The sequence below is a fragment of the Pseudomonas sp. GW821-FHT07F05 genome (genome assembly GCF_059418765.1).
On the sequence record NZ_JBWKQL010000005.1, the window covers coordinates 107,436 to 133,578 of the forward strand.

General features: G+C 60.7%; 22 protein-coding genes. 11 read left to right on the forward strand and 11 right to left on the reverse strand.

Features of this window, described 5'->3' with window-relative positions; all coding sequences use genetic code 11:
- Positions 1 to 42: 42 nt before the first annotated feature.
- Positions 43 to 1,797 (reverse strand): cation:proton antiporter, encoded by a 1,755-nt coding sequence (locus AC07RO_RS13330; RefSeq protein ID WP_495086244.1) that lies wholly within the window; start codon positions 1,795 to 1,797, stop codon positions 43 to 45.
- Between the two features lie 310 nt (positions 1,798 to 2,107).
- Between AC07RO_RS13330 and AC07RO_RS13335 the strand changes: the two genes are divergently transcribed.
- The gene (locus AC07RO_RS13335) at positions 2,108 to 2,593 is read left to right on the forward strand and encodes an acyl-CoA thioesterase (protein ID WP_122534219.1); all 486 of its coding nucleotides are present in this window, start codon (positions 2,108 to 2,110) and stop codon (positions 2,591 to 2,593) included.
- A gap of 17 nt (positions 2,594 to 2,610) precedes the next feature.
- Here AC07RO_RS13335 and pdxY read toward each other — a convergent pair whose 3' ends face one another.
- Positions 2,611 to 3,477 carry a pyridoxal kinase PdxY gene (pdxY, locus tag AC07RO_RS13340; protein ID WP_192174523.1) on the reverse strand — a complete coding sequence of 289 codons (867 nt, stop codon included), beginning with the start codon at positions 3,475 to 3,477 and terminating at the stop codon, positions 2,611 to 2,613.
- A 134-nt stretch (positions 3,478 to 3,611) separates the two neighbouring features.
- Here pdxY and AC07RO_RS13345 point away from each other — a divergent pair, with 134 nt between their 5' ends.
- Positions 3,612 to 4,004, forward strand: a complete 393-nt coding sequence (locus tag AC07RO_RS13345) for a DUF3301 domain-containing protein (protein WP_074886003.1) — start codon at positions 3,612 to 3,614, stop codon at positions 4,002 to 4,004.
- A 20-nt stretch (positions 4,005 to 4,024) separates the two neighbouring features.
- Here AC07RO_RS13345 and AC07RO_RS13350 read toward each other — a convergent pair whose 3' ends face one another.
- Positions 4,025 to 4,987, reverse strand: coding sequence for a CobW family GTP-binding protein (locus AC07RO_RS13350; protein WP_192174567.1), 963 nt, complete (start codon positions 4,985 to 4,987; stop codon positions 4,025 to 4,027).
- 49 nt (positions 4,988 to 5,036) lie between these two features.
- On the opposite strand from AC07RO_RS13350, the gene AC07RO_RS13355 reads away from it, so the two are divergent.
- Entirely contained in the window at positions 5,037 to 5,408 is a 372-nt protein-coding gene (locus AC07RO_RS13355) for an NADH:ubiquinone oxidoreductase (protein ID WP_192174566.1), read from the forward strand.
- 12 nt (positions 5,409 to 5,420) lie between these two features.
- On the opposite strand, the gene zigA is transcribed toward AC07RO_RS13355, so the two are convergent.
- The gene (gene zigA, locus AC07RO_RS13360; protein WP_495086245.1) at positions 5,421 to 6,623 is read right to left on the reverse strand and encodes a zinc metallochaperone GTPase ZigA; all 1,203 of its coding nucleotides are present in this window, start codon (positions 6,621 to 6,623) and stop codon (positions 5,421 to 5,423) included.
- An 86-nt stretch (positions 6,624 to 6,709) separates the two neighbouring features.
- Between zigA and AC07RO_RS13365 the strand changes: the two genes are divergently transcribed.
- Positions 6,710 to 7,099, forward strand: a complete 390-nt coding sequence (locus AC07RO_RS13365) for a glutamine synthetase (RefSeq protein WP_495086246.1) — start codon at positions 6,710 to 6,712, stop codon at positions 7,097 to 7,099.
- Between the two features lie 246 nt (positions 7,100 to 7,345).
- Here AC07RO_RS13365 and AC07RO_RS13370 read toward each other — a convergent pair whose 3' ends face one another.
- Positions 7,346 to 8,584 (reverse strand): N-acetylmuramoyl-L-alanine amidase, encoded by a 1,239-nt coding sequence (locus tag AC07RO_RS13370; RefSeq protein ID WP_346627375.1) that lies wholly within the window; start codon positions 8,582 to 8,584, stop codon positions 7,346 to 7,348.
- Here AC07RO_RS13370 and AC07RO_RS13375 point away from each other — a divergent pair.
- A complete protein-coding gene (locus AC07RO_RS13375) occupies positions 8,583 to 8,720 on the forward strand; it encodes a hypothetical protein (protein ID WP_346627374.1) in 138 nt (45 codons plus the stop codon). The genes AC07RO_RS13370 and AC07RO_RS13375 overlap by 2 nt on opposite strands.
- A 107-nt stretch (positions 8,721 to 8,827) precedes the next feature.
- Here AC07RO_RS13375 and AC07RO_RS13380 read toward each other — a convergent pair whose 3' ends face one another.
- The gene (locus AC07RO_RS13380; RefSeq protein ID WP_346627373.1) at positions 8,828 to 9,349 is read right to left on the reverse strand and encodes a DUF3617 domain-containing protein; all 522 of its coding nucleotides are present in this window, start codon (positions 9,347 to 9,349) and stop codon (positions 8,828 to 8,830) included.
- A gap of 176 nt (positions 9,350 to 9,525) precedes the next feature.
- Between AC07RO_RS13380 and cls the strand changes: the two genes are divergently transcribed.
- Positions 9,526 to 10,965 (forward strand): cardiolipin synthase, encoded by a 1,440-nt coding sequence (cls, locus tag AC07RO_RS13385; protein WP_282365421.1) that lies wholly within the window; start codon positions 9,526 to 9,528, stop codon positions 10,963 to 10,965.
- A 51-nt stretch (positions 10,966 to 11,016) separates the two neighbouring features.
- Here the strand turns inward: cls and cfaB are convergent, their stop codons facing one another.
- From cfaB to hflK, 5 genes are all read right to left on the reverse strand, one after another.
- Entirely contained in the window at positions 11,017 to 12,201 is a 1,185-nt protein-coding gene (cfaB, locus tag AC07RO_RS13390; RefSeq protein WP_346627372.1) for a C17 cyclopropane fatty acid synthase CfaB, read from the reverse strand.
- A 279-nt stretch (positions 12,202 to 12,480) separates the two neighbouring features.
- A complete protein-coding gene (locus tag AC07RO_RS13395; RefSeq protein WP_495086247.1) occupies positions 12,481 to 14,436 on the reverse strand; it encodes a cation-translocating P-type ATPase in 1,956 nt (651 codons plus the stop codon).
- The gene (locus tag AC07RO_RS13400) at positions 14,433 to 15,500 is read right to left on the reverse strand and encodes an SPFH domain-containing protein (protein ID WP_346627371.1); all 1,068 of its coding nucleotides are present in this window, start codon (positions 15,498 to 15,500) and stop codon (positions 14,433 to 14,435) included. Before AC07RO_RS13400 ends, AC07RO_RS13395 begins: the two co-directional genes overlap by 4 nt.
- Positions 15,497 to 16,537 carry a protease modulator HflC gene (gene hflC / locus AC07RO_RS13405; RefSeq protein ID WP_192174514.1) on the reverse strand — a complete coding sequence of 347 codons (1,041 nt, stop codon included), beginning with the start codon at positions 16,535 to 16,537 and terminating at the stop codon, positions 15,497 to 15,499. Before hflC ends, AC07RO_RS13400 begins: the two co-directional genes overlap by 4 nt.
- Before the next feature lie 11 nt (positions 16,538 to 16,548).
- Positions 16,549 to 18,516: a protease modulator HflK gene (gene hflK, locus AC07RO_RS13410; protein ID WP_495086248.1), complete on the reverse strand. Its 1,968-nt coding sequence runs from the start codon at positions 18,514 to 18,516 to the stop codon at positions 16,549 to 16,551.
- Between the two features lie 421 nt (positions 18,517 to 18,937).
- Between hflK and lpdA the strand changes: the two genes are divergently transcribed.
- The 5 genes from lpdA (at position 18,938) to AC07RO_RS13435 (ending at position 26,133) form a co-directional block, all read left to right on the forward strand.
- Entirely contained in the window at positions 18,938 to 20,338 is a 1,401-nt protein-coding gene (gene lpdA, locus AC07RO_RS13415) for a dihydrolipoyl dehydrogenase (protein WP_495086249.1), read from the forward strand.
- Between the two features lie 194 nt (positions 20,339 to 20,532).
- Positions 20,533 to 22,152 (forward strand): glucan biosynthesis protein D, encoded by a 1,620-nt coding sequence (locus AC07RO_RS13420; protein WP_282365426.1) that lies wholly within the window; start codon positions 20,533 to 20,535, stop codon positions 22,150 to 22,152.
- A 459-nt stretch (positions 22,153 to 22,611) separates the two neighbouring features.
- Entirely contained in the window at positions 22,612 to 23,916 is a 1,305-nt protein-coding gene (locus AC07RO_RS13425; protein ID WP_244656050.1) for an O-antigen ligase family protein, read from the forward strand.
- Positions 23,917 to 23,929: 13 nt separating this feature from the next.
- Positions 23,930 to 25,213, forward strand: a complete 1,284-nt coding sequence (locus AC07RO_RS13430; protein ID WP_495086250.1) for a hypothetical protein — start codon at positions 23,930 to 23,932, stop codon at positions 25,211 to 25,213.
- 158 nt (positions 25,214 to 25,371) lie between these two features.
- On the forward strand, positions 25,372 to 26,133 hold the full coding sequence (locus AC07RO_RS13435) for a substrate-binding periplasmic protein (protein ID WP_495086251.1): 762 nt from the start codon (positions 25,372 to 25,374) through the stop codon (positions 26,131 to 26,133).
- Positions 26,134 to 26,143: the final 10 nt, after the last annotated feature.

Here is a 26,143-nt window from a genome sequence, read left to right on the forward strand (position 1 = left end):
TGAATCAGCGTTGAGGCAAGCACCTCAACGCTGATTTACAACTCAGGGCTCAGGATGATTGCCCAAGGTTTCGAGCAACGCGATCTGCATGCGCGTATGCACCCGGATGAACCAGCGCCACAGGACGGCAGCCACCACAGCCGCCACAACGACAATGAGCATTAGCCATTCGCGCGTTGGCAGCATGCTGGATGACAGCAATGCGATGAGCAGAAAAATCACCAGCAAAGACAGCAGCGGGATCACTTCGGCAATCACCCGACGGACGCGCGCTGTGTGCCTGCCCGCCATCTCCGGCTTCACGCTCATCTCTGCCAGCAGCATCGACAGCGCCTTTAACTTGCGATAAGCCGCGATCAGAAACGGCAGTGAAAGCAGCAACGACGCACCCCAGATCCAGGCTTTTTGCTGCCCGAGATCGCTGACCCAGTCGCTGAAATACACGCCAATCCGCTCCGCAAAGAATGCTCCTGTAAAGAAGATGGCGATGACCAATGCCAGATTGATTCCGACTTGCAGCAGAATCTTCCGGATCATCGCTGCCAGCACTGCGCCCTGCCCCTGGGGCTGAATGCTGCGCAGCCACTCCCCGTACATTCCAAACACACGCGCCATGCGTGCAGGAACAATGGCGCCCAGCGTGTGGGACAGAGGGTCTGCTGCGCGGATGAGATAAGGGGTCAAGAGCGTCGTGATCGCGGAGACCGCCACGGCGACCGGGTAGAGAAAATCGCTGGTGACCTGCAGCGTCATCCCCAGCGCTGCGATGATGAAGGAGAATTCGCCAATCTGTGACAGCCCCATCCCCACCCGCAGCGAGGTCTTACCGTCGTTGCCAGCGATAAAAGCGCCAAGCCCGCAGGAAATCATCTTGCCCAGCACCACAGCGACGGTGATCACCGCGATGGGCCAGGCGTAATCGAGCAGAATCTTCGGATCGATCATCAAGCCGATCGCGACGAAGAAGATCGCGCTGAACATGTCACGGATGGGCTCGACCAGGTGCTCGATCTTCGCCAGTTGCCTGGATTCGGCCATGATTGCGCCGATGAGAAACGCCCCCAGCACCATGCTGTACTCAAGCTTCACCACCAGCAGGCAAAACCCGAAGCACAAGCCCAGCACGGTGATCAGCAGCATTTCGTTGCTCTCGAACTTCGCCACGTAGGCCAGCAATCGCGGCACGACGAGAATGCCGATGACCAACGCCACGATCATGAACAGCGACAGCTTGCCGACCGTTGAAAACACCTCCCCGGAACTGACCGTGCCGCTCACGGCGATCCCCGATAACAGCGCGATGATGCCAATGCCGAGGATGTCTTCAACGATGAGCACGCCGAAGATCAGCTGGGCGAAGCGCTGGTTTTTCATCTTCAGGTCATTGAGCGCCTTGACGATGATGGTGGTGGACGAGATCGCCAGAATGGCACCGAGGAACAGCGAGTCCATGGTGTTCCAGGCGAAGAACTGGCCGATTTCGTAACCGATCCAGGTCATCAGCATGATTTCGAGAAACGCGGCGATGAACGCCGTCGCACCGACCTTGAACAGTTTGCGCAGGCTGAATTCCAGGCCGAGGCAGAACATCAGAAAGATCACGCCGAGTTCGGCTAGGGTCTTGATGGTGTCCTCGTCGTGAATGAGGCCAAACGGCGGGGTGTGCGGACCGATGATGAAGCCGGCCACGATGTAGCCCAGCACCACCGGTTGCTTGAGCCGATGAAACACCACCGTTACAACGCCAGCCACGAGCATGATCACTGCCAGGTCCTGAATGAAACTGATGGCATGCATGGGCGCTGCTCCTGCTGGCAATCGATGAAATACGCGTATCCGTCTGAAAGAGAGACGACTGCTGTACGAAAACTCGCCAACGAAGCCTGAATATTCTGACTGAGACGCAGGATTTACCCCATCCAAGGGCTTCCGCAGGTTAACACCGCACAAAAGCGGGAGAAGCCAGTGCAATATATGGAAACAGATGGGTACAGGGCGTGACGGCGGAGCGGCCGTTGGCGTCCCGGTATCGATGGTTTTGTCGCCAATCTGCATTCGAGCACCCGAGCAAGGTGCCTTCTGACCCTTTCAGACCGTGAGCAACGCTATGGAACCCGGAAACGCCCAGCTGTCGATGACTGTATTGATGACCCCGGACATGGCCAACTTCTCCGGCAACGTGCACGGCGGGACGCTGCTGAAGTATCTCGACGAAGTGGCTTACGCGTGCGCCAGCCGTTACGCAGGGCGCTATGTGGTGACGCTGTCGGTGGATCAGGTGATTTTCCGTGAGCCGATTCACGTCGGCGAGCTGGTCACGTTCCTGGCGTCGGTCAACTACACCGGCAATACGTCCATGGAAGTGGGCATCAAGGTGGTGACCGAAAACATCCGCGAGCGCTCGGTTCGTCACACCAACAGCTGCTTCTTCACCATGGTGGCGGTGGATGACCAGCGCAAACCTGCCAGCGTACCGCCGCTGACACCGGCCAACAGCGAAGACAAGCGCCGTTACGTGCAGGCACAACAACGCCGCCAGATCCGTCAGGAGCTGGAGAAGCGTTATCGTGAAATCAAGGATGAGCCGGTTTAAGCAAGCACCGGTTTGGCTTACAGCCGGACCGCTTCGAACTTGACCCGCGGGTGAGCGATTCGGTCCTGCGCGCGCACCAGCTCCAGCTCGTAGCTGCCGCAGGCCTGGGTCTCCAGCAGCACTTCATGCACCGCTGAAGCCGCGAATTCGAAGGCGCTGCGCAGGTCGTCACCGAGCAGAATCCGGGACAGGAACAGCCCGGACGTCAGGTCGCCGACACCAACTGGCTGTCGAGGGAACGCCAGAAGCGGCCGGCGCAGGTGCCAGGTTTCGTCCTCGGTCACCAGCAGCATTTCAAAGCCATCCGCAGGTTTCTCCGGATAGGCCAGGTGCTTGACGACTACCGCCTTGGGACCTCGGGCCAGCAACGCCCGCGCCATGGCCACGCAGTCAAGCAACGATTCGGGTTTGCGGCCGGAGAAGCTGTCCAGCTCCAGCTGATTCGGGCAAAGGAAGTCGGCGACTGCAGCGGCTTCGTCCAGCAGGAAATCGCTCACTTCCTGCGGCACGATGCAGCCCTTCTCCGGGTGCCCCATCACCGGATCACACAAATACAGCGCGCGTGGATTGGCGCGTTTGATCTGCGCAACGGCGCTCAGAATCGCGCGTCCCTGCGCTGCGCTCCCCAGATAACCCGACAGCACCGCATCGCAATTGCCCAGCTCGCCTATCGCCGCAATCCCCTCGACCAACGCCGGAATCTGCTGCGGCGCCAGGACTTCCCCCGCCCAGTGGCCATACTGAGTGTGGTTGGAGAACTGAACGGTATTAAGCGGCCAGACATTGATGCCGATACGCTGCATAGGGAACACGGCTGCGCTGTTGCCGGCGTGACCAAACACGACATGCGACTGGATGGCGAGTAGATGGGGCGTACGTTTCATGGCAGGTTCCTGAGACCGGGAAGGCACAGTAGTGGCGATGCCGGACGAAGTGAAGCGAAATTAAACTTTAGGGCTATGGCTGTCTGTCACCCGACGCAGTTAAGCTGCAAGCCTTCTGTTGGAGTTCCTTTTCCATGCTGACCCTGGGCAACATTTTCGTCCTCATGCTGCTGGCGACTGCCGGCGCCTGGCTGTGGCACGCCCATGGCCTGCGTGAACGGGCGCTCGAACGCGTCAAACAGCACTGCGCCAAACTTGATCTTGAGTTGCTCGACGGCAACGTGGCGCTGAAGCGACTCGCGTTCAAGCGCGACAATGAGGGTCGCAAGCGACTGGCGCGGGTGTATAACTTCGAGTTCACGGTCACCGGTGAGCACCGGCATCCCGGCACGATCACCATGTTCGGTGCCCACGCGGCGCAGATCGAGCTGGCGCCCTACCCGTTCGAGATCAAAGACCCGAAACCGACCGCCGAGATCATTCAGCTGAGCCAATGGCGTCAAGAACACAACAAGTGGAAGCAGTGATCCTCTGTGGATAACTCGTTTCAGAGCAGACAGGCCGCCAGCGCTGTCTGCAAAGCGGCCTCGTCCTGAGGACCATCGAAGATCAGCTCGAGGCGAGAGTCCTTGCGCCACTCACTCGACGCCCATTCCAGCACACTCCCGTTCACCGCATTGCCTGAGATCCACCCCTTTTCGCTGTGGATAACCAGCTTGGCACGCCGCCAGTTCAAGGTTTGCAGCCAGGACTGGACTTTCGCCGCATCAAATACTCGCTCAGGGTGCCAGCGCCAGCCGATGCTCCAGCCCTCCGCCTGCTGCTGACTGAGGCATACCGGCGTGGCTGGATCCGCCCACGTTGCGGGGAGTTGCGGCAATGATTGGGGGATGGCCGGATTGGCCGAGCCAGCGTGAGCGTTGACCTCAACGCCAGGCAACGAATCCAGAGACAATACGCCGTGGTCGGTCCAGTACAGCCTGCGAGAAGGCAGCGCATCGGCGATCGCCTTTCGCGTTATGGCGTCCAGCCCTTCAGACTTGTTCAGCACCAAAAAACCCACATGGGCCAAGGCTTCTCGTTGCGTCTCAGGCAGCACTTTGCCGTGGGCGAGTGCCTGGGCGTCGAGCACCATGACACTGGGCTGGACCGACAGCACCCCGACCCAGGGCGCCTCGTGTAATTGCTTGATCAACTGAACCGGATGCCCCAGCCCGGAGGGCTCGATGAGCAAGCGGTCCGGCCTGGCCTTTCGCAAGAGCCGGCCGAGGCCAATCTGAAAAGGCGCGCCATTGACGCAGCACAGGCAGCCACCAGCCACTTCGCCAAGTGCGATACCATCATCGCCGGTCGTCAGCAGCGCAGCATCCAGGCCGATCTGGCCGAACTCATTGATCAGCACAGCCCAGCGCTCGCCCGCCGGTTTCTGCTTCAAAAGATGCCTGATCAGACTCGTCTTGCCAGCACCTAAAGGGCCCGCAATGACATGAGTGGGGATGTTCTGCAGCATGTCGGCCATTTTGAGATCGCTCCTGAATGAGCGCTGACGGAGGTAAATGATGCGAGCAATCTGGCTGCCTATGGGGCTGGCATGGGCGCTGATGGCAATGACGTCGACGCAGGTCCGCGCTGAGTCGTGCGTGGTGCACAGCCAAGGCGAGCGAGTGGACGTCAAAGTCTGTCAGGAAAATCTGAACATCCCGCCAGACCTGTTCCACGACGGATTCTGCAAACCTCAGCTCAAGGATCAGAAAACCGAGGTCACGTACTCGGAGCAGTGCCCTGCCGGGTCATTTGGCCAGTGCAGCAACGCGCAGGTGGCCAATATGCCTTATCGGCAGAACATTCACTATTACGGCGTTGCCAGCGACGCCGCGTTTCTCAAACCGTTCTGCGAGCAGCAGAGCAAGGGCATCTGGAAAACGCAGTGAGTCAGACGGGTGCTACGCCGCGTCGCCATACCAGTCGCCAAACGGATCAGGCATCGAGCGCCAGTCCGCAACGCCGCCCGCCATCTCGGCGTCAGTCAGCAGGCATTGATCAAGCTCTGCCGCCAGCCGGGCAAAGTCGATGTTCTGACCGATGAACACCAGTTCCTGACGGCAGTCGCCGGTCTCGGCTTCCCAGCTGCGCATGATCACCTGGGTGCTTTCGTCGTCCTGCGGCCACTGCGCCTTGGGCACGAACCGCCACCAACGACCGGCGAAACCGTGACGAATCAAGCCGCCGGCCTGGGACCAACTGCCGGCGTCCTCGTGCTTGCTGGCGAGCCAGAAAAAGCCCTTCGAGCGCAGCAGTCGGCCGTTTTCCCACGGCGCATTCAGGAAGTCGAAAAATCGCTGTGGATGAAACGGCCGACGCGCCCGATAAGCCGTGGACGCGATGCCATATTCTTCGGTCTCTGGCGTGTGCTCGCCGCGCAACTCCTTGAGCCAGCCCGGTGCCTGAGCCGCACGTTCGAAATCGAAACGGCTCGTGTCCAGAATCTTGCTGAGGGGCACGGCGCCCATAACCATCGGCAGAATCTCTGCCTGGCTGTTGAGCCGCCGCAAAATTGCCATCAGCTCTCGCCGGTCGGTTGAGCTGATCAGGTCGATCTTGCTGATCAGGATCACGTCGGCGAACTCGACCTGCTCAATCAGCAGATCAGTGATCGCGCGCTCGTCCTCCTCGCCCAGGGTCTCTCCGCGCGAGGCCAGACTCTCTGCAGCGTTGAAGTCCTGCAGAAAATTAAGGCCATCGACCACCGTCACCATGGTGTCGAGGCGGGCGACATCGGCCAGGCTCCGGCCCAGCTCATCGCGAAAGGTAAAGGTCTCCGCCACGGGAAGCGGCTCGGAAATGCCCGTGGATTCGATCAGCAGATAGTCGAACCGGCCTTCATGGGCCAGCCGGCTGACCTCTTCCAGCAAGTCTTCGCGCAGGGTGCAGCAGATGCACCCGTTGCTCATCTCCACCAGTTTTTCTTCCGCCCGATTGAGGCTGACGTCCCGCTGAACTTCGCTGCCGTCGATGTTGATCTCGCTCATGTCGTTGACGATCACGGCGACGCGCAGATTGTCGCGATTGCGCAGGATGTGGTTCAGCAGCGTGCTTTTACCAGCGCCAAGGAAGCCGGAGAGAACGGTAACGGGAAGGCGGTTCATGAAGGTTTCACCAGAGTACGGATGATATCGCTTTTTACGTTATAGTATAACGATACGCACACGCTAATCTTTTTTGAGGCCGCTTCATGACTCGGTTGTTTTGGCTTTTGTCAGGGTGCTTACTGGCGTTGAGCACGCAGGCCATCGCCATGCCGCCCTCGCCCAGGCTGGACAAGGCGCTATGCACACGCAGCGCGACGCTGTTGGCCTGCATCGATGCCGGCAACAACACGTACAGCGTGGCGGTCGCAGGGAACACGATGTTTGTGCGCGGCGTTGAAAGCGTGGGCAATCGCCGCTGGGCGCAGACCAACAGCCGATACGGTTCGCTGACGTTTTTTACCGGGCTCGCATCGGACGGCGAGACGTGGGTGGGTTACATCCAGAAAGTGGGCTGGACGACGATCAGTCGGGTGTCGAGCTCAAATGGAAGCCGTACCAAGATCACCTGCGACCGGGTGATGGGTTGTCGGTAAGCTGACCCCTGCAGGCATCAGGGAAGATTTCGTCGTCCATACGCCGTGCTGGCTCCCTGGCAAACACTGTCCATGTGGGAGTGAGCTTGCTCACGAAGACGGTGTTCCAGGCGCTATATATGCAGCGGATGTCGACCTGTTCTCGAGCAAGCTCGCTCCCACAATGGGCGTTTAGGCAGGTGCATCTGCAGTGGTGTCACGTTTGATGAGAGCGAACTTGTACATCCTGCGTCACGACTGAGTCCGTCAGACGACCGCCTGATTCGCCTTTTGCTCTTGCCGCCACGCCACATAAGAGCCTGCCGGCGGATTGCGCTCGAAGTAGCGCTTCATGCCGTCAAACAACCCATCGGCCACGGCCTGTTGGTGGCGCGCGGTGACAAGGCGCTGACTGTCGCGGCTGTTGGAGATAAAACCGGTCTCGACCAGAATCGACGGCACATCGGGTGATTTCAGTACCGCAAACCCGGCCTGTTCCACGCGCTTCTGGTGCAGCGTCGTGATCCCTTCCAGGCTACCCAGTACGGTGTGACCCAAATCCAGACTCGCGGCGATCGTGGCGTTCATCGACATGTCGAGAATCACGCCGGCCAGCATCGGGTCCTTGTCTTTCAGGTTCAACAGGCTGGTCGCGCCGATCAGGTCGGCGCCGTTTTCACGCTGGGCCATGAAGCGCGCCGTGGCAGATGTCGCGCCGTTCTCCGACAAGGCAAACACCGACGCGCCGGAAGCCGTCAACCGAGGGGCTGCGTCGGCATGGACCGAGATGAACATGTCAGCGTTGTATTTGCGTGCGACGTCGACGCGCTTGCGCAGCGGAACGAAGAAGTCGTCATTGCGGACCAGGCGCACATCAAAGCCCTTTTCGCGCTTCAAGCGTTTGGCGAGCAACTGCGCGATGGACAGCACGACGTCTTTCTCGCGCTCACCCTTCGAGCCAACGGCGCCCGGGTCCTTGCCACCGTGCCCGGCGTCGACGACCACCATGATGTCGCGCTTGGATCGATCTCTCCCTGCTGTCTGCACGGGTGGCTCTTTCGCCAATGGCGCAGCGGCGGCCAACTGCACCGGAGGACGGGAAAGCACGTCATGGCCCAGATCCAGCACCAGCCGGTTACCTTGGGCACCTTCGGGACCCAGCAGGAAACTGTTGAGCTGCACGGGCGATGCGAGGTCAAGGACGATGCGCGTATCACTCTGACCGAAGTGGCCGGAGCGGATGGATTTGATCGGCGTGTTTTCGAGCGCCAGCTGACTGAAGTTGCCTTCAAGCCGCGCGCCGCTGACATCGATGATGATCCGTTCAGGCGCGCTCAGCGTGAAGGTCTTGTATTGAACCGGGCCACTGAGATCAAACACGAGCCGCAGCTTGCTGTTAGTACGCCACAGGCGGGCGTTTCGGATCTGCGTCGCATTGACTGAGAATGGCAGCGTAAAGGCGGCGCTGGCCAAAAGCATGTTAAGCAGCATTTGACGTCGGTGCATGGCACGTTCCGAAGGCGAAGAGCATCCCGGCTCAGAGATGAAGGGCGATGGTTACAATATAACAGCCGGAATATCGGACGAAGATGAAGCTTTTTATAAGATCGGCGGGATTTTAGTGAGGATCTTCAACGCCTAAGGCGGAAAAGCTCATGTGAAACAACAAGATGTTCCACGTGGAACACGACTCGCTGTCAGTACAGACAAAAACGCCCTGACAAGTCAGGGCGCTTAGTAAGCAGAGAATCAGGTCCTTGGTTTTACAGTGCCGCATTGCTGACCGAGCCATACAGCGCGCGTGTCCATGCTGCCGTTCTGCTGCTGGCCTGTGGCGTTGAACGAGCCAATGACGTGGGTGTTGAACTCGCGGTCACTGAGGAACTGTGCAGTCCCAGTGCCTTGAGCGCGAGGGCAACTGAATTTGAATTTCCAGGTGGCGCCGGTGCGTTCGGTGATCTGCTGGGTGCAGCCAGACTTCGGATCTGTCAGCGGAATCTGCTCATTCTTGACCTGCTCTTGGGTCAGGCAAATACGAACGCCCTTCCCGCCCAGAGTAACGCCTTGTTTTTCCAGCATTTGTTCCATGGCTGCGCGCTGCTGCGGCGCCATCATTTGCAATTGCGACAGCATCACTTGCAGGTCCGGCATCTGTTGGCCATCTACCTGCATGTTGCTGGAGCTCAGTTCCCACAGTCCGGGCTGCAGAACCTCCGCCTGGGCGAAGGGCGCAGTCATACAAACCATCAACGCCAGTACGCGCTTTTTCATGAATCGGGTTTCCTTTAATGACTCTTGGGCATCTTGGTGCGGCCTGCACGCAGGCCACTGAACGATGACGTTTAGACGGTGGATCGAGCAGCCAGTTGCAGCCTCAATAAAATAGCGACAATCCCGGCGCCTTGTGGTCTGTTAGACACCAATAAGCTTATGGCACAAGGTTGCGCATGGATTACCACAGCCCGTATTTCTTTGGCTATTTGCTCGGTTTCACTCACTTGCTGGGCATTGTCGCAGCTATCCACGCCTTACTCACGGTGCGTACGGCTCAGGGCTCAATCGCTTGGGCGATGCCTCTCATCTTCATCCCTTATGTCGCACTGATTCCGTATCTGGTTTTCGGCAGGAGTACGTTTGATGCCTACATCAAGGCGCGGCGTCAGGCGAACACCGAAATGCGCGTGGCGATCGCCGACTTCAACTGGAAGCCATGGATTGAAGAGGCGGTAGCGGCGCGGCGCTCGGACGCTTATCGCTCCCTGCGCGCGATGCCGAAGCTGGGACGCATGCCGTGCCTGGCGAACAACGAAGTGAAGCTGTTGATCAACGGCGATGAAACATTCGACGCGATCTTCGAGGCCATCAAAAGCGCCCGGCAAGTGGTGTTCGTACAGTTTTTCATCATCCACGACGATGATCTCGGTCGACGTCTGCAAGGGTTGTTGCTGGAGAAGGCCGCTGAAGGCGTGGCGATTCATGTGCTTTACGACCGCATTGGCAGCCATGCGCTGCCGGCGCGTTATATCGAGAAGCTCCGCGATGGCGGCGTGCAGATCAAGGCCTTTGCCACACGTGGCGGCTGGCTGACACGCTTCCAGATCAACTTCCGTAACCACCGCAAGATCGTCGTGGTGGATGGCATCAAAGGCTTCGTTGGCGGCCACAACGTGGGTGATGAGTACCTCGGCCTCAAGCCGCCGCTGGCGCCATGGCGCGATACCCATGTGAGCGTCGTCGGACCTGTCGTGGCGTGTCTGCAGGAATCGTTTGCCGAGGACTGGTTCTGGGCGACTCGTGAAATCCCGCCGCTGATCCTGCCGGACAGTTACCCGGAAGACGGCGTGCTGTGCCAGTTACTGGCCAGCGGCCCGGCCGATGCGCAGGAAACCTGCTCGCTGTTCTTCGTCGAAGCCATTCACGCGGCGACCGAACGGGTCTGGATCACAACCCCGTATTTCATTCCCGATGAGCCTGTCTCCGCAGCGCTGCGATTGGCGGTGCTACGCGGCGTTGATGTGCGCCTGCTGCTGCCGTCGCGCCCTGACCACTACACGGTGTACGCCGCCTCCAGCCTGTTTGCCTTTGAAGCCGTGCGCGCGGGCGTGCGTATCTTTCGCTATAAGCCCGGCTTTTTGCATCAGAAGGTGGTGCTGGTGGACAACGCGATCTCGGCGATCGGCAGCGCCAACCTGGACAATCGTTCGTTCCGGCTCAACTTCGAACTCATGCTGCTGACCGTGGATGAAGACTTCGCTCGGGAGGTGGAAAACATGCTGATCGACGACTTCGCCCTCTCTCACGAGATCTCCAGCGAAGAGAGCAAAGAGACACATCACTTGCAGCAGCTGGGAATGCGGGTTGCTAGGCTGATTTCGCCGATTCTGTGAGTGGTATTGAAGGCCTGTGGAAGTCAGCTGACTCCCACAGGCTTGGGGCACTCACCGGTACAAATCATCCCGCGTCAGCGGCAAATGATGGCTGCCGTCTGCATACGGCTTCACCGCCAATATCTGGTGCAGGTTGATCCAGCCCTTGGAAAACGCATAGGCACAGCCGGCCAGATACAACCGAAAGATCCTTAGCGCCTGCTCCGGCACCATAGCCGCGGCGACGTCGAGTTTCTCTTCCAGACGGGCGCTCCAGTGTTCGAGCGTCTTGGCGTAGTGCAGGCGCAGACTTTCCACATCGACCACTTCCAGACCCGCCTCGCTGATGAACCCGGTGATCATCGACAGGTGCGGCAGTTCACCATTGGGAAACACATAGCGATCAATAAAGTCACCCGCGCCGCGCCCGACAGGACGCCCGTCGGTGTGCTTGGCGGTGATGCCGTGGTTCATCACCAGACCGCCCTCCTTGACCGCATCGAACAGGCATTTTGCGTAAAGCTCGAGATTGGCGTGGCCGACATGCTCGAACATGCCGACGCTGACGACCTTGTCGAAGCGGCCGTCTTTGGGCAGATCCCGGTAATCGAGCAGCTGCATTTCGACACGGTCCTGCAGACCGTCTGCGCGCACCCGCGCCTGGGCCAGCGCCAATTGCTCGCGGCTCAACGTGATGCCGAACACCTTGACGCCGTATTCACTCGCGGCGAAGCGGGAAAGCCCTCCCCAGCCACAGCCGACATCGAGCAGGTATTCCCCGGGTTTAAGGCGCAGCTTGCGGCACAGGTGGTGAAACTTGTCCTGTTGGGCCTGATCGAGCGTCTCGTTGCCGGTCTTGAAATACGCGCAGGAGTAGACCATCTCCCGGTCCAGCCACAGGCGATAGAAGTCATTGGAGAGATCGTAGTGGTAGGAGATCGACGCAGCATCGGTGGCCTTGTCGTGCTCGGTGCGCACAGGGAGATTGTCGTCGTCCTCATCCACCAGTGCCTTGGTCAGCTCGTCGCACACCCGGACCACTTCGCTGATCGAGCCTTCCAGCTCAAGCCGGCCTTCAACGAAGGCGCTGCCAAGGAGGCCAAGACTAGGGTGGGTGAAATCGGAAACGAGGGACGGGTCCTTGACCACGATCGTGACGCGGGGATCACTGCCCAAATCAAGCTCGTTGCCGTCCCAGAGCTTGAGACGCAACGGCAGATGAAGGTTCTGTAACGCCGGTGGAAGTTGCGCGAGCATATGAAATCCCCCTGATCCAGCTACATGGAAAAGGGTAGTCCATAACCGGCTCCAGATCAGGAGCCGTCAGGCGATTGGCTGGTTTGAACGACGACGAACCTACAACGGGTACGACGCTGTGCCCCCAGAATTCGAGCCAGTGTGTCGCCTGTAAATGGAGCACCCCGAAACGAGACTGGAGTTAATTTGTAACAGAGTTCTTCAAAGCTCAAGCGAATTTTAATACTTAGTGGGAGCCTCTAACCCGGCGCTTTCGGTACAAGCGCCGGGGAATCTGGCTCAGGAGGGATTGTGAAACTTCGCGATGGGCTCGTGAAAACGCAGCAGCCGCCCGGCGTTGCCCAGTACCAGCAGCGTGCTGAGGTTATGCAAGACCGCAGCGATCATGGCGCCTGCCGCGCCCAGCACGCCAAAAGCCGCCATGGCGACAATGGCCAGCGTCCAGCCGAGTCCGATGATCACGTTCACCTGCAAGGTGTGGCGGCACTGGCGGCTCAACCGCACACAGGTGCCCAGGCGGCGCAGGTCACTGCCGATCAAGACGATGTCGGCGGAGGCCAACGCGATGTCCGCCCCGCCCGCCCCCATCGCGACGCCGACAACGCCGGCCTTTAGCGCCAGGGAGTCGTTGATGCCATCGCCGACGACCATCGGGCGAAAGCCTTTTTTGATTTCGCTCATGACCCGATTGAGCTTGTCCTCGGGCAACGCCTGGGCGTGGATATCACTGATGCCGACCTCGTGGCCCAGGCTGTCGGCGACACTCTGGCGATCACCGGTCAGCAGCAACTGCCGGCCCAGGCCCAGCTCGCGCAGCTCACTCAAGGCCTGACGAGCCTCGGGCTTGAGGCTGTCCGCCAGCAGCAGCCAGGCCAGAAAGTGCCCGTTTACCGCGAGCCCGGCAATCGGGCCATCGTGGTCGGGAACCGGCGACGTCGCGATGCCCAACTGCGCGAACAGCTCAGGCCGCCCTAACGCCGCTTCACCCCGGGCGGTCTGTGCAACGACGCCCAGCCCCTGGCGCTCCCGAATGTCGTCCAGAGCAAGCAGATGATCCTTGCCGACCAACGTCGCCAGCGCGCGACTGACCGGGTGGCTGCTCGCCGAACCCAGGCTTGCCGCCAGCGCAATGACGTCGTCACCCGCGCCCTCCTCGGCCTGAACCGACTGCAAGCGCAAACTCCCATAAGTCAGTGTGCCGGTCTTGTCGACAACCAGCGAAGTGAGGTCAGCCAGCTCTTCAAGAAAGGCCGAACTGCGGATCAGAATGCCGTGGCGCGCGGCGACTGCAATACCGGCGATGGCGGTCGCCGGCGCCGACAGCACCAACGCGCAGGGACACGCAGCCACCAACACGGCCAGCATGGCCTGGGCGTTATTAGTGATGAACCAGGTCACGGCCGCAATCAGCAGCACCAGCACCATGTAGCTGCCGGCGTACTTTTCCAGCAGTCGGGTGATGGGCGGTTTGGAGCGTTCGGCGCTTTGCATCAGCGCGATGACTTTGCCCAGGGTCGACTCGTTGCCGATACGCGTCACTTCGATACGCAGCAGACCGTCGAGATTGATCGCGCCGCCAAAGACTTCCATGCCTGCACGCGCTTCAAGCGGGACGGACTCGCCGGTAATGGGCGCCGTGTCGAGGCTGGCCTGCCCCGAGATCACCAAGCCGTCAGCCGGTACGCGATCGCCAGCGCGCACTTCGACGCGATCACCTGCCACCAGCGTCCCGTTGTCGACTTCGCGGATCACGCCATCCTTGTCGATCAGCCGGGCATGGCTGCGGGTCAGACGGCCCAATGCCTGAATGGCTTCCTGGGAGCCAATCACGCTGCGCTCCTCCAGCACGTGGCCGAAGATCATGATGATGGGCAGCAACGCGGCGGTCATCAGATCGCCCGTCGCCCAGGCGCCGAGCATGGCCAGGGCAATCAGTTGATCGGTAATGCCGTGCAGGCTGGGATAACGCAGGCTGTGCCAGCCGGCGCTGACCACCGGGATGGCCACCAACAGCGAGGCGGCGCCCAGCAGCAATTGGCTGACGCCGACTTGCTCGGGCGAGACGAATCGCCAGACCAGCCCCAATGCAAGCAAGCCCAAGGCAAGCATCGCCAGCGTCAACTGACGGGCTGCGCTGCGCTGTTCGCGGCTGGTGAGCATGCTGCCGGCCGCGACTGGCGCGGCACGCGTGTGAGAAGGATCGTGGGAATGGTTATGCACGGCTTCGCCACTCATTTGTCAGCTCCCTGGATGATCAGGCGGGAATCGTCGCGGGGATCGACCGTGGTCACTGAACCCGCCTGTCTCAGGATGGCAGGCACCCGCTCGCGGTAGATACGCAGCAGCAATCCGGGATCGCTCTTGTTCTGGATCGACATCGCCAGGCCGGTCACCGCGGCGGTGTCGGTCTGCGCCTTGGCCAGCCGTTCGGACGCCTGGGCATGGGCGACCTGCAGGGTACGGTCAGCCTGCTGATTGGCGGTCTGGTTGAGTTTTTCCGCATCCGTCCGCGCGTTCGCCACGGCCTGATCGGCTTGCTGACTCGCAGTCAGTACCGCGTTGAACGCATTCACCGCTGCCGCCGGCAAACTGGACTGCACGTCGACCCGTACCACCTCGAAGCCCAAACCGACGCCGGTGGCCGTCAGCTCGCCGAGCCGCATATTGATGCCCTGCACCAGGTCTCCACGCAGGCGTTCGCGACGCTCGGCAGACTGGCTGTCGGAGCCCACCAGTTCGGGACGCGCCACCAGAATGGTGTCCAGATCCCGCGCTGCGGTGAGGCTGACGGCGCTGCGATTGACCAGACGATCCAGCGCCGGTAGCACGTGCTCGCCTTGCAGCACGAACTCCCGTGGGTCCGTCACTTTGTAGTACGCCGTCACGTCGAGTTGTACGACGCCGGCGTCGCCCGTGAGCAGATAGCCTGACCCTGCCAGCGCGTCGCTCATCGGCGTCGCGAAGCTGGTGATCTTGTCGGCCGCCAACGCAGTGGGTGAGCGCAATAGCGTTTCGACGTGCCGCTCGATCACGCGATCAGCGGAAGGCAGCAGCACCACCTGCTCGAACGGTTGCGGCCAGGCCAGCAGCAAGCCGGCGTTCTGCACACGGTCCAACTCGCCAAAGCGAAACACCACCGCACGGTTCTGTGGATCGATTTCCCGCACATTGGAGACCGCCCAGCCAAGCGCCGCCAGCAGGGTCACGACATACAGACCCAGAAACGCCAGGCGACTGGCCTGCAGCCAAGGGCTGTTCACCACCGGCCGCTCGATGTGCGCCGCGTCTTGCTCGGTCATGGCTGGGTCCCAGCCTTGCCATCAAGGGTCGGCGGGCCATCGACGAGCACCCGGAACGGTGCGGCATCGGTGCGCAGAATCAGTTTTGTGCTCGGCCCCACCACGGTCCCGAGGGTGTCCAGCGAGCGCAGCAAGTTGTACAGCTGGGGCGAACCGGCGTAGGCGCGGCCGTAAATCTGCGCCGCTTCGACGCGGGATTGCGCCTCGATGTCGGCAGCTTTCACGGTTGCATCGGCCTCGACAATCCGCGCGTCGCGTTCCGCAGCGGAGCGGATCTGCGCCGCCTCGCGCTTGCCGATGGCGGTGCGCTCGGTGGCGATCGTCTCACGCTCGGCGCGCATCCGGTCGACCGTCGCGTTGAGTGTCACCGACGGCAGCGTCAGACGCTCAACCCCCACTTGCAGGACGCGAACGCCGTAAGTGGTCAGCAGTTGCTTGTCGATCTGCTGACGCAGCTGGTTTTCGAAATCGGCGATGCGCACCTGATTGGCGTCGGTGTTGATCAGGCTCGACAGATCGAAGCTGGCGGCGGTGGTCTCCAGTGCCGAGCCGACGAAGGTGCGGATCTGTCGGGCTGCTTCGTCCGGCTGGTTTTGCACGGCGCGCATGAAGCGCTTCACGTTGTCCGGATCGCCCTGCACCTGCCAGGCCACGTACGCCTGAACGATGATGCGCAGACCATCACGGGTACCGACGTCCTGCAAGCCACTTGAGGTCGTGCGCAAACGCAGGTCGACGGGGATCGCCGCTTCGAATGGCGCCGGCCAGCGCCAGCTCAGGCCGGGATCGAGCAGCACTCGCGCCGGATTGCCGAAGCGCGTGATGACCGTTGCCTCGCCGGAGCGCACCTGCACCAGACTCGCCGCCGCGACCGCGAAGGCAATCAGCACTGCCGCCAACGCAGCACGACGCCACGGAAATACGGCCGGGCCGGAGGCTTCGCCATGGTGATGACCGTGATGATGGCCGCCATGACCGTGACCGCTGTGGTCGTGGCCAGAATGGTCGTGATGATCGTGGGAATGAAACAGGCTCAAGGGAAGACTCCTTATTCAGCCGAGGGCTGGTCAGCTGATCGGGTCGACGCTGCGGGGTCGACCGGGAGGGTAAAAGATCGCAAATCAATGGTCGGCGCGCTGGTGCCGCCGAGCCGATGATCCAGCACCAGCAACTTGGCGTGGGTCAGCCCCTGGGTCAGCTGACTGAGGTACTGCTCGAGCAGGAATGCCTGGCCCGCCTTGGCGTAGCCCTGCTGTTCAGCGCTGAAGCGCAAATCCGCCCCTTGCGCCGTGGCCATGACTTCCCGCGAGGTCGCCGCCGCCTGATCGTGGGCCATGCTGGCGTGCAGCTGCGCCACATTGGCCTGATCGGCCGCCGCGCCACGTTCCCGGGCAATCAACGCCTGAGCGCTGATCTGCGCGGCCTGGACAGCGTGATAGGCGTTGGCCGCCCCTGCTGGCGGATGAATCGACTCGACCACGGTCGCGAGAATTTCCACGCCGCTGTCGAGTTTTTTCAGGTCGCGCTGCACGGCGTCGCCGATGTCGGCCGCCAGATCGTTGCGCTGCTCACCCAGCAATTCGTCGAGGGTGCGCGAGGCAAAGTCATGCACCAGCACGCGGCTGGCGGTGCTGCGAATCAGGCTGGGAATGTCGGCGCTGTTATAGGTCGCGGCCAGTGCGGCTTCGTCCGTTAAACCGATGCGATACACAAAGCGCACGTCCATGTTGACGATCTGAAAGCTTTGCTTGTCTCCCGAGCCACTGGCGATCACTTGCGACTTGTCGTTGATGTGCGTGGCGTCCCACAGACGGTTGGCGATGGCGGGTGGCGGACCTTCGGCAGGGTCAACGGTCTGCTCGGCACCGGCTCCCTCTGAGACGCTGGTCGCCAGCTCGTGGACCACGCCATTTTCCACCGCTAGCACCGTTCCGAAAGGCCAAGGCAAACCGGCATGCAGACCCGGCTCCAGGACTTCAACCGGCTTGCCGAAGCGCTCGTAAATGCCGCGGCCCTGCATGGGGATTTCGTGAACACCGCTCAGCAACCAGCCGAGGCCGACGATGACCACCAGCACCGGCAGAAAGGCGCGGCGCATGTAGGTAAACGCCCAGATCTGACGCAGGTCGATGCCGAAGCGGTTGTGCAACTCGTTTTGCAACGCCAGCAGCGGGCGCGGCGGCCAGCGCAGCAGACCGGCGACAAAGCTGGTGGCGATCAAGCGCGGCTCAAGGCGTTCATTGCATGGACTAAAAACGGACAGCAACGCGCGGGTGAGCAACTCGACAGCAACCAGCCCTGGCAAGAGTCCGATCAACACTGCGAGCCGGGCGGGCCATACGCGGTCAACGGAGGAGAAAAACAGGCAGAACGCCGTGACCAGTAGCGTACCGATGGCGACCTTGGTCATCTGCGCCAACTGCTCGGCTTCAGGCCAACTGGCCTCGGATTCGTTGCTGAATTGCCGCTCCAGCACCAGCAGCGCAAAACCGATCAACAGGAGCAAACCGCCGACCACGTTACCGACGAGGCCGACATTGCTGCCCGACAGCGCAAGGTTCCAGATCAGGCCAATGCTGATCAGCGACAGCAACGCCCAGCCTGCCAGCCAGAACACTGGCAATCCGACCTGGCCGACCATTGAGGTGCCGGCGCCGCTGATGCGTCCGAGCACGCGGTCGTACCAGCCCTGCTCTTCGCTGTGAAGCAGCGCTTCTTCGTCTGTTCGAATCGACTCAGGCGGTGAGATGACGCCTACGCGCCATTGGCTGACCACGTGGGCCGACTGCAACGCCGCCGCCAGCACAAGCAGGCTGGCGGCGCTGTTCGTCAGCACCGCCGTCCACAGCGAGTTGGGGGAAAAGAGGTCGACGAACAGCGACACCACCAGGCCGATGACGCCCATCGCTCCTGTCAGGTACGTCAGCCGTGAAAGACGTCTCGATTGAACAACCGCCTGCTGAAATCGCGGCAGGCTCGCCGGTGCAACGCCCTCATCATCCAGATCAACCCGCATTGCAACTCCAAAGCCCGTTTAACGCTGCCATTCATCACCCTTCCCGCCCACCCACCGGCGTTGCAATTACGCGGCACAAGTGACGCTGAGACAGGGCGTTACGATATAACAGAAGTCGTGAAATTTTCGTCTGATTATTCGTTTGCGTAACGCGAGATGCGGGGTCAGACAGGCAGCAGACAGGTAGATATCGCCTGCCGTCGTATCGAGTTTAGTCACTGCACAGACGGGAAGGCGCCTACCCGGCTAAAGCTGGTCCTGCACACTTCCCGCGAGGCAGTGACCAAACTCGCTCGCTTGACTTTGAAGCGCTTCCAGGAGAAATATTACATCCATCATTTAAGCCGCCAAGTGACGCGCGACATTTGTCCAGACGCGGCTACGCTTCCCTCCATTGCTGGATTCCTTGAGGAGTACGTTCATGAGTCACTACGACGTTGTCATCATCGGTGGCGGCCCCGGCGGCTACAACGCGGCGATCCATGCGGGCCAGAAAGGCTTGAAAGTGGCGTGCATCGAAGGCCGTGGAACATTAGGCGGGACATGCCTCAACGTAGGCTGCATTCCTTCCAAATCGTTGCTTCACGCCTCGGAGCTGTATGAGGCGGCGACGGGCGAGGAATTCAAGAAGCTCGGCATCGAGGTCACGCCGACGCTGAACCTGCCCCAGATGATGGCGCAAAAGGCCGAAAGCGTGACCGGCCTGACCAAAGGCATCGAGTTTCTGTTTCGCAAATACAAGGCCGACTGGATCAAGGGCTGGGGCCGTCTCGCAGGGCCCGGCAAGGTCATCGTCACCGACGCTGAAGGTGCCGAGACCGAGCTGACGGCCAAAGACATCATCATCGCCACCGGTTCCGAGCCAACGCCCCTGCCCGGCGTGACCATCGACAACAAACGTATTCTCGACTCCACCGGGGCGCTGTCGCTGAGCGAGGTGCCGAAGCATCTGGTGGTGATCGGCGCGGGGGTCATCGGTCTTGAGCTGGGCTCGGTCTGGCGCCGGTTGGGGGCAAAGGTGACGGTGGTCGAATTTCTCGACCATGTGGCCCATGGCACTGACCTGGAGGCCGGCAAGACGCTGCACCGCTCGCTGTCGCGTCAGGGCATGGCGTTCAAACTCGGCTCGAAGGTCACCTCTGCCGTCGCCGCGGACACCGGCGTCACCCTGACAGTTGAACCCGCCGCCGGTGGCGAAGCCGAGCAGATCGAAGCGGACTACGTGCTGGTGTCCATCGGCCGCCGCCCGGTGACGAAAGGGCTGGGTCTGGAAACCGTCGGACTGGAAGTGGACACGCGCGGCGTCCTGCCCAACACGGGGCATCGCACGGCGGTGGAGGGCATCTGGGTAATTGGCGACGTGACGTCAGGCCCAATGCTTGCGCATAAGGCGGAGGACGAAGCCGGCGTGTGTGTCGAGCGGATCGTCGGCAAGAAAGGCGAGTTGAATTACAACCTGATCCCCAACGTCATCTACACCCAGCCCGAGCTGGCCAGCGTCGGTAAAACGGAAGAGCAATTGAAAGCGGAAGGTCGCGCTTACAAGGTGGGCAAATTCCCGTTCAGCGCCAACAGCCGCGCCAAGGTCAATCACGAAACGGAGGGCTTCGCGAAAGTGCTGGCGGATGAGCGAACCGATGAGATTCTCGGTGTACACCTCGTCGGCCCAAGCGTGAGCGAGATGATCGCGGAGTATTGCGTGGCGATGGAGTTCGCCGCGTCAGCCGAGGACATCGCCCTGACCTGCCATCCCCATCCGACACGGTCCGAGGCGCTGCGTCAGGCGGCAATGGCTGTCCGTGGACATACCACGCAGGCCTGAAATGCGCCGCCAAAATCGGCCGATCAAGCAGCACGTTGAAGCGAAATCGGTGATGCCCTGAAACGATTTTTTTCCCTTTGCGCGAACAAGATGCCGAGATTGTTATCTGTTTGTTGGTAATTTGCGTTCGGCAAGGATTGGGAAAGCGCACTTTTTTGTGCAGGAAGGCACAGCATCTTCAGAGGCTTCACCATATGAATCGCAGGAATCTCTTGAAAGCGTCCATGGCGCTGGCAGCCTATAGCGCGCTACCCGCCTCAGGTCTTTATGCGGCACGCGCGCTGGCTGCGGCGGCCGATGGCGACATCGAACACTTTGACTTCAAGACCTTGCAGGACAACGCCAAGCAGATGGCCGGCAAGCCTTACGTCAGCACCAAGCAGAACCTGCCGCCAACCTTGGCGAACATGACGCCCCAACAATTCAACGCGATCAAGTACGACGCCGGCCATTCACTGTGGAATGACGTGAAAGGCCAACTGGACGTGCATTTCTTCCACGTCGGCGCGGGCTTCAAGACCCCGGTGCGCATGTACAGCGTCGACCCGGCCACCCAGCAGGCGCGTGAAGTGCATTTCCGTCCCGAACTGTTCAACTACGAAGCCAGTCGCATCGACCAGAGTCAGCTCAAGGGCGACCTGGGCTTTGCTGGTTTCAAATTGTTCAAAGCCCCCGAGATTGCCATCAACGACATCCTGTCGTTCCTGGGCGCCAGCTACTTCCGCGCCATCGACAGCAACAAGCAATACGGCCTCTCCGCACGGGGTCTGGCGATCGACACCTACGCCCACAGTCCTGAAGAATTCCCTGACTTCACACAGTTCTGGTTCGAGAAGCCGACCAAAGATGCCACACGCTTCGTGGTCTACGCGCTGCTGGACTCTCCCAGTGCGACGGGCGCATACCGCTTCGATATCGATTGCCAGGCTGACCGCGTGGTAATGGACATCGACGCGCACATCAATGCGCGGGCGGACATCGAGCAGTTGGGCATTGCGACCATGACCAGCATGTTCAGCTGCGGCACCCACGAACGCCGCATGTGCGACACGCTCCACCCGGAAATCCACGACTCCGACCGGCTGGCGATGTGGCGCGGCAATGGCGAATGGATCTGCCGCCCGCTCAATAATCCGGCCAAGATCCAGTTCAACGCCTTCGCCGACAAAGACCCGAAAGGCTTCGGTCTGGTGCAGACCGACCACGACTTCAAGACCTATCAGGACACCGTGGATTGGTACCACCGCAGGCCTAGCCTGTGGGTCGAGCCGACGACGGCATGGGGCGAGGGCTCCATCGATCTGCTGGAACTGCCGACCACGGGCGAAACCCTGGATAACATCGTCGCGTTCTGGAACCCGAAAGTGCCAGTCAAGGCCGGCATGTCGATGAACTACGGCTACAAGCTCTACTGGAGCCCCCTGCCCCCGGTCAGCACACCGCTGGCTCAAGTGCACGCGACGCGTTCAGGCATGGGCGGTTTCATCGAAGGCTGGGCTCCGGGCGAGCATTACCCGGAAGTCTGGGCGCGGCGTTTTGCCGTGGACTTCAATGGCGGCGGGCTGGACCGCTTGCCGGAAGGTTCGGGCATCGAGCCGGTGGTCACTGTGTCACACGGCAAAGTCCAGGATTTCAATGTGCTGGTGCTGCCGGACATCAAGGGGTTCCGCGTGACCTTCGATTGGTACCCGACCAGCGACTCCGTAGAGCCCGTGGAGATGCGCATGTTCATCAAAACCGGTGATCGCACGTTGAGCGAGACTTGGCTGTACCAGTATTTCCCGCCCGCACCGGACAAGCGCCGCTACACCTGAGTTTGATCGACTAAGGACGTAACGGGATTCAAGCTTGCTCGCGAAACGGCGTATCAGCCGCTGGATATCCAGCGGTGGATACGCCGTACCTGTAACGAAAATGAGTCATAGATAGTGGCCAGCAAGCTAGGATTTCTTCTCCTTTTAACAGCGTCAATTTTCTATCCGCTATATAAATCAATAAGTTACGAATACAGATATTTAGCCATCATTAAATATGTCCGTAAATTTGACTAATTGATTGACAGCCCTCCAATCTGCGGCTGATATATCCCTGTCGCACCGCTCGCGAGGGGACCGAAACGCCCTCCTCCTCCCCCGCTGCGATCACCCAAATCATCGCCACTGCACGCCATCGACGGTTATCGCTGCTTGGCCGGGCGGTAGCTTTTCTTCGCCTGGCGGCCTGCTCGCACGCTGACGCTTATCACACGTACAAATGCTCCCGAGGGGCTGCACATGATGTCGACTTCCCCCGTCTACGTTGAAAAACCTTCTTTACTTTCATTCGATAAATCCACGGCGATCGCGCTGGTCGCGATCAGCCTGATGCTGGTCGAGACCTTCAACGGGGCTTTGCGTTTCTATCTGGATCAGGCAGGGATCTCCGTATTGCTCTACGCCCCGAAGGTCGCCTGCCTGCTGTTCTTCGCACTGGAGCTGCGCAGCTTCAAAGCCGGGCCGGGCGTCTGGTTGAGCCTGCTGGTGCTGTTGCTGTCAGCGGGATGGGCAGCGTTGAATGGCGCTCAGGCCGGGAATTTCGCATTTGCGCTGTACGGGATCAGCCCGCTGCTCTTCGGGATCGCCTGCGGTGACCAGATCATTCGCCACAAGCGCCTGTTCATGTGGGCGATTGCCTTCTGTCTGCTGGCTTCGCTGGGCGGCATTGCCCTCGACCGGTACGTCAATCTGCCGTGGAAGGGCTACAGCTACACCGTCGGCGGCACCGAGCTAAGCGCCAATACCGCATGGACCTCCGAAGACATGGACCGCCCGGCCGGATTTGCGCGAATCTCCAGCTCACTGGCCATCATCATCTCGATTCTCAGTCTGTACCTGATGGCGACCCTGCGCTCGAAGTTGCTGGGGCTGGTGGTCTGCGTGATCGGTCTGGCCGGGGTGATATTGACCACCAGCAAGGCGCCAGCATTAGCGTTCATCGGCGGAACGGGTCTGCTGGTGATGTTGCGGTTTCGCTGGACAGTACGGGCGACCATCGTTGTTGCGGTTGTACTCGGCATGTCACTGCCCTTCGTGGCAATGATGACCGACTTCGATGCCAACAAGATCTCGGCCACCAGTTCGCTGGCGTCCATCTACGACCGGCTGATCAACACCTGGCCCAACGTCATTCGGACGCTGATGGAGGAGGACCGAACGCTCACGGGTGTGGGCTTCGGGCTGGTTGGCAGTGCCGTCGCCGCTTTCCCCGTTGTCGGCGCCGACATCTTCATGGTGTCCGACAGCACCGTGGTGTACCTGTGGGCGACGTTTGGCCTGGTCGGACTGTTTCTCTACGCCCTGCACATCCCGTTGTTTTTCATCCTGGCCGACAGTGTCAGCCGTTATGGCAAGGCGTTGCTGGTGACGAGTTTTTGTATCTGCATTGTCAGCTGGACGACCGATACGCTGGAAGTTACCCTCGCGAACATGTTTCTGGGCATGGCAATCGGCCATGCACTGGCCATGAAATCGCGGGGCAGACTGCGGGCCCCAAAGCCCCATGAGTTGCCCACGTGGAACGGCCTCCCGGGCCTGAGTTGACCGAGGCAATCCCATGAGCTTTCGCAGCATCGGCCTGAGCGGCCTGGCACTGATGGCCGCCCTGTGCGCGGCCAATGTCGCCGTGGCCGAGCCGTTTATCGTCGGCGTCGCTACCCATTCAATGAATAACACCGGGCAACCGCTGCGCAGCCTTCAGATGGCAAGCGTGGCGGGCGTCACGTCCATTCGCGATGACGCCTTCTGGTCTACGGCCGAACCTGTGCGCGGCCAGATGCAGATCATTGCGCCTTGGCGCGCATGGTTGAGCACTGCCAAGGGACTGAATCTCACACCGATGGTCATTCTCGGCTACGGCAGCTCATATCAAGGGGGCGCAAAGCCGCGCATACCTGCGGTCAAGATTCCGTACCTGAAATACGTGGACTACCTCACCCGCCAGTTGGGCAGTCCGGTCAGGTTCTATGAGGTCTGGAACGAGTGGGACCTTGACGGCCCGACCGATCCGCGCCTGAGCAATGACTACGTCACGCTGGTCCGTGACGCGGCACCGATCGTTCGCAAGAACAATCCCCAGGCGCTGGTACTCGCTGGCGCCGTAACGACCATGGGCATCAAGAGTGGCTTCGTCGACCGTATCCTGGCTGCAGGGGTGATGAAGTACGCCGATGGCATCTCCCTGCACCCATACGTGCACTGCGAAGGCAGCTACCGCAACACGCCGGAAAGCTGGATCGGCTGGATGCGTGATCTGGACCGTCGAATCAGCACCAAGGTTGGGAGGCCGGTGCCGCTGTATCTGACCGAGATGAGCTGGCCGAGCCACAATGGCAACTGCGGCGTCAGCGCCGAGCGCCAGTCTGCGTACCTGGCCCGCGCGTACTTCCTCATCCGCACGCTGCCGAATGTCAAAGGCATGTGGTGGTATGACCTGATCAACGATGGCACCAACCGCAACGAGCAGGAGCACAACTTTGGCCTGCTTGAGGCCGATCTCCGTGCGAAACCGGCTTATTCCGTGCTGAAGGCCATCAGCCCTTATCTGCCTCAGTACACCTACGAGCCGGCAAACAGCCTGCAGTCCGACGGCGTCTTCCAACTGGCATTCAGCAATGGCCGCGAGCGCATTCTGGTGGCGTGGGTCAGCGGTCGCGAGCACGAAGTCACCATCAGCGCCCCCGCTATGAAGAACAAGCCGGTGCGCATCCTCGACACGCAGATGCCGGACAAAGGGATGACCGACTCCCCGCAGCAGTGGGTGTGCGACGCCCAGCGCTGCTCGGCCCGGCTGACGCTGACGGAGTTTCCGAAAATCATTCGCCTAAGCCCTGACGCCTGAGGTGCGACGCCTTAAGACCGCACCTGTTCCAACCCGCCTGACCTGTCAGCGCGGGTTTTTTTATGTGCGGTAGATTCAGATAGTGGCAATACGACATTTACTGGACATGTCTTACTGCTACCTTACGGCTTGGGGCAGACACGCTGCCGGAGGAACGTATGGGGCTTCGGGGAAGATTCATCGTTGGCAGTCTGCTCGGGCTGCTCATGCTGCCAGCCGTGGCTGAGCCGTACGTCGCGGGCGGAGCTCAGTGGAAGCCGTATGCCTACGAGGACAAGGACGGCCATCTGGCGGGGATCTCCATCGACATCGCGCGACGCGTGACGAAGCTGGCCAGCCTGGACGTTACCTTCGTCAGCTACCCGGTCAATCGCCTGCAGTCGATGCTGCGCAAGGGCGAGATCGATATCAATTACGCCGACGCACTGATCTGGAACAGCCCCGAGGAGCAACGTCGATACGTGTTCTCCAAGCCCTATTCCACGGTCAGGGAGCACCTGTACTTTCTGGCCGACCACCCTGCCCGCAGCCAGACCATCGCACAACTGGAACACCTGACCATCGGCATGGTTCGGGGCTACAACTACCGGGCACTCGACCCGGCCATCGAGCAGCGCCGCCTGACCCGGCTGGAAACCTCGAAGGACGAAGCGCTGATCAAGCTGCTCCAGAGCAAACGCGTCGACGCCATCGCCATGGTCGACGACATCTTTGATGAGCTGATTTCAAGCAATGATCTTGATCCCGGCCAGTTCGTCCAGGGCGCACGACTCAGCGAAGCGCCGCTGCTGTTCAAGCTTCAGCCGCAATACGCATCGTGGTTGCCGCGGATCAACAGTGCGATCGACAGCCTGAACAAGACGGGGGAGCTGGAGCGCATTCGACGCAAGTATTTGCCGGGGATGCAGGGGGCGAAGTGAAAGCAGCCCG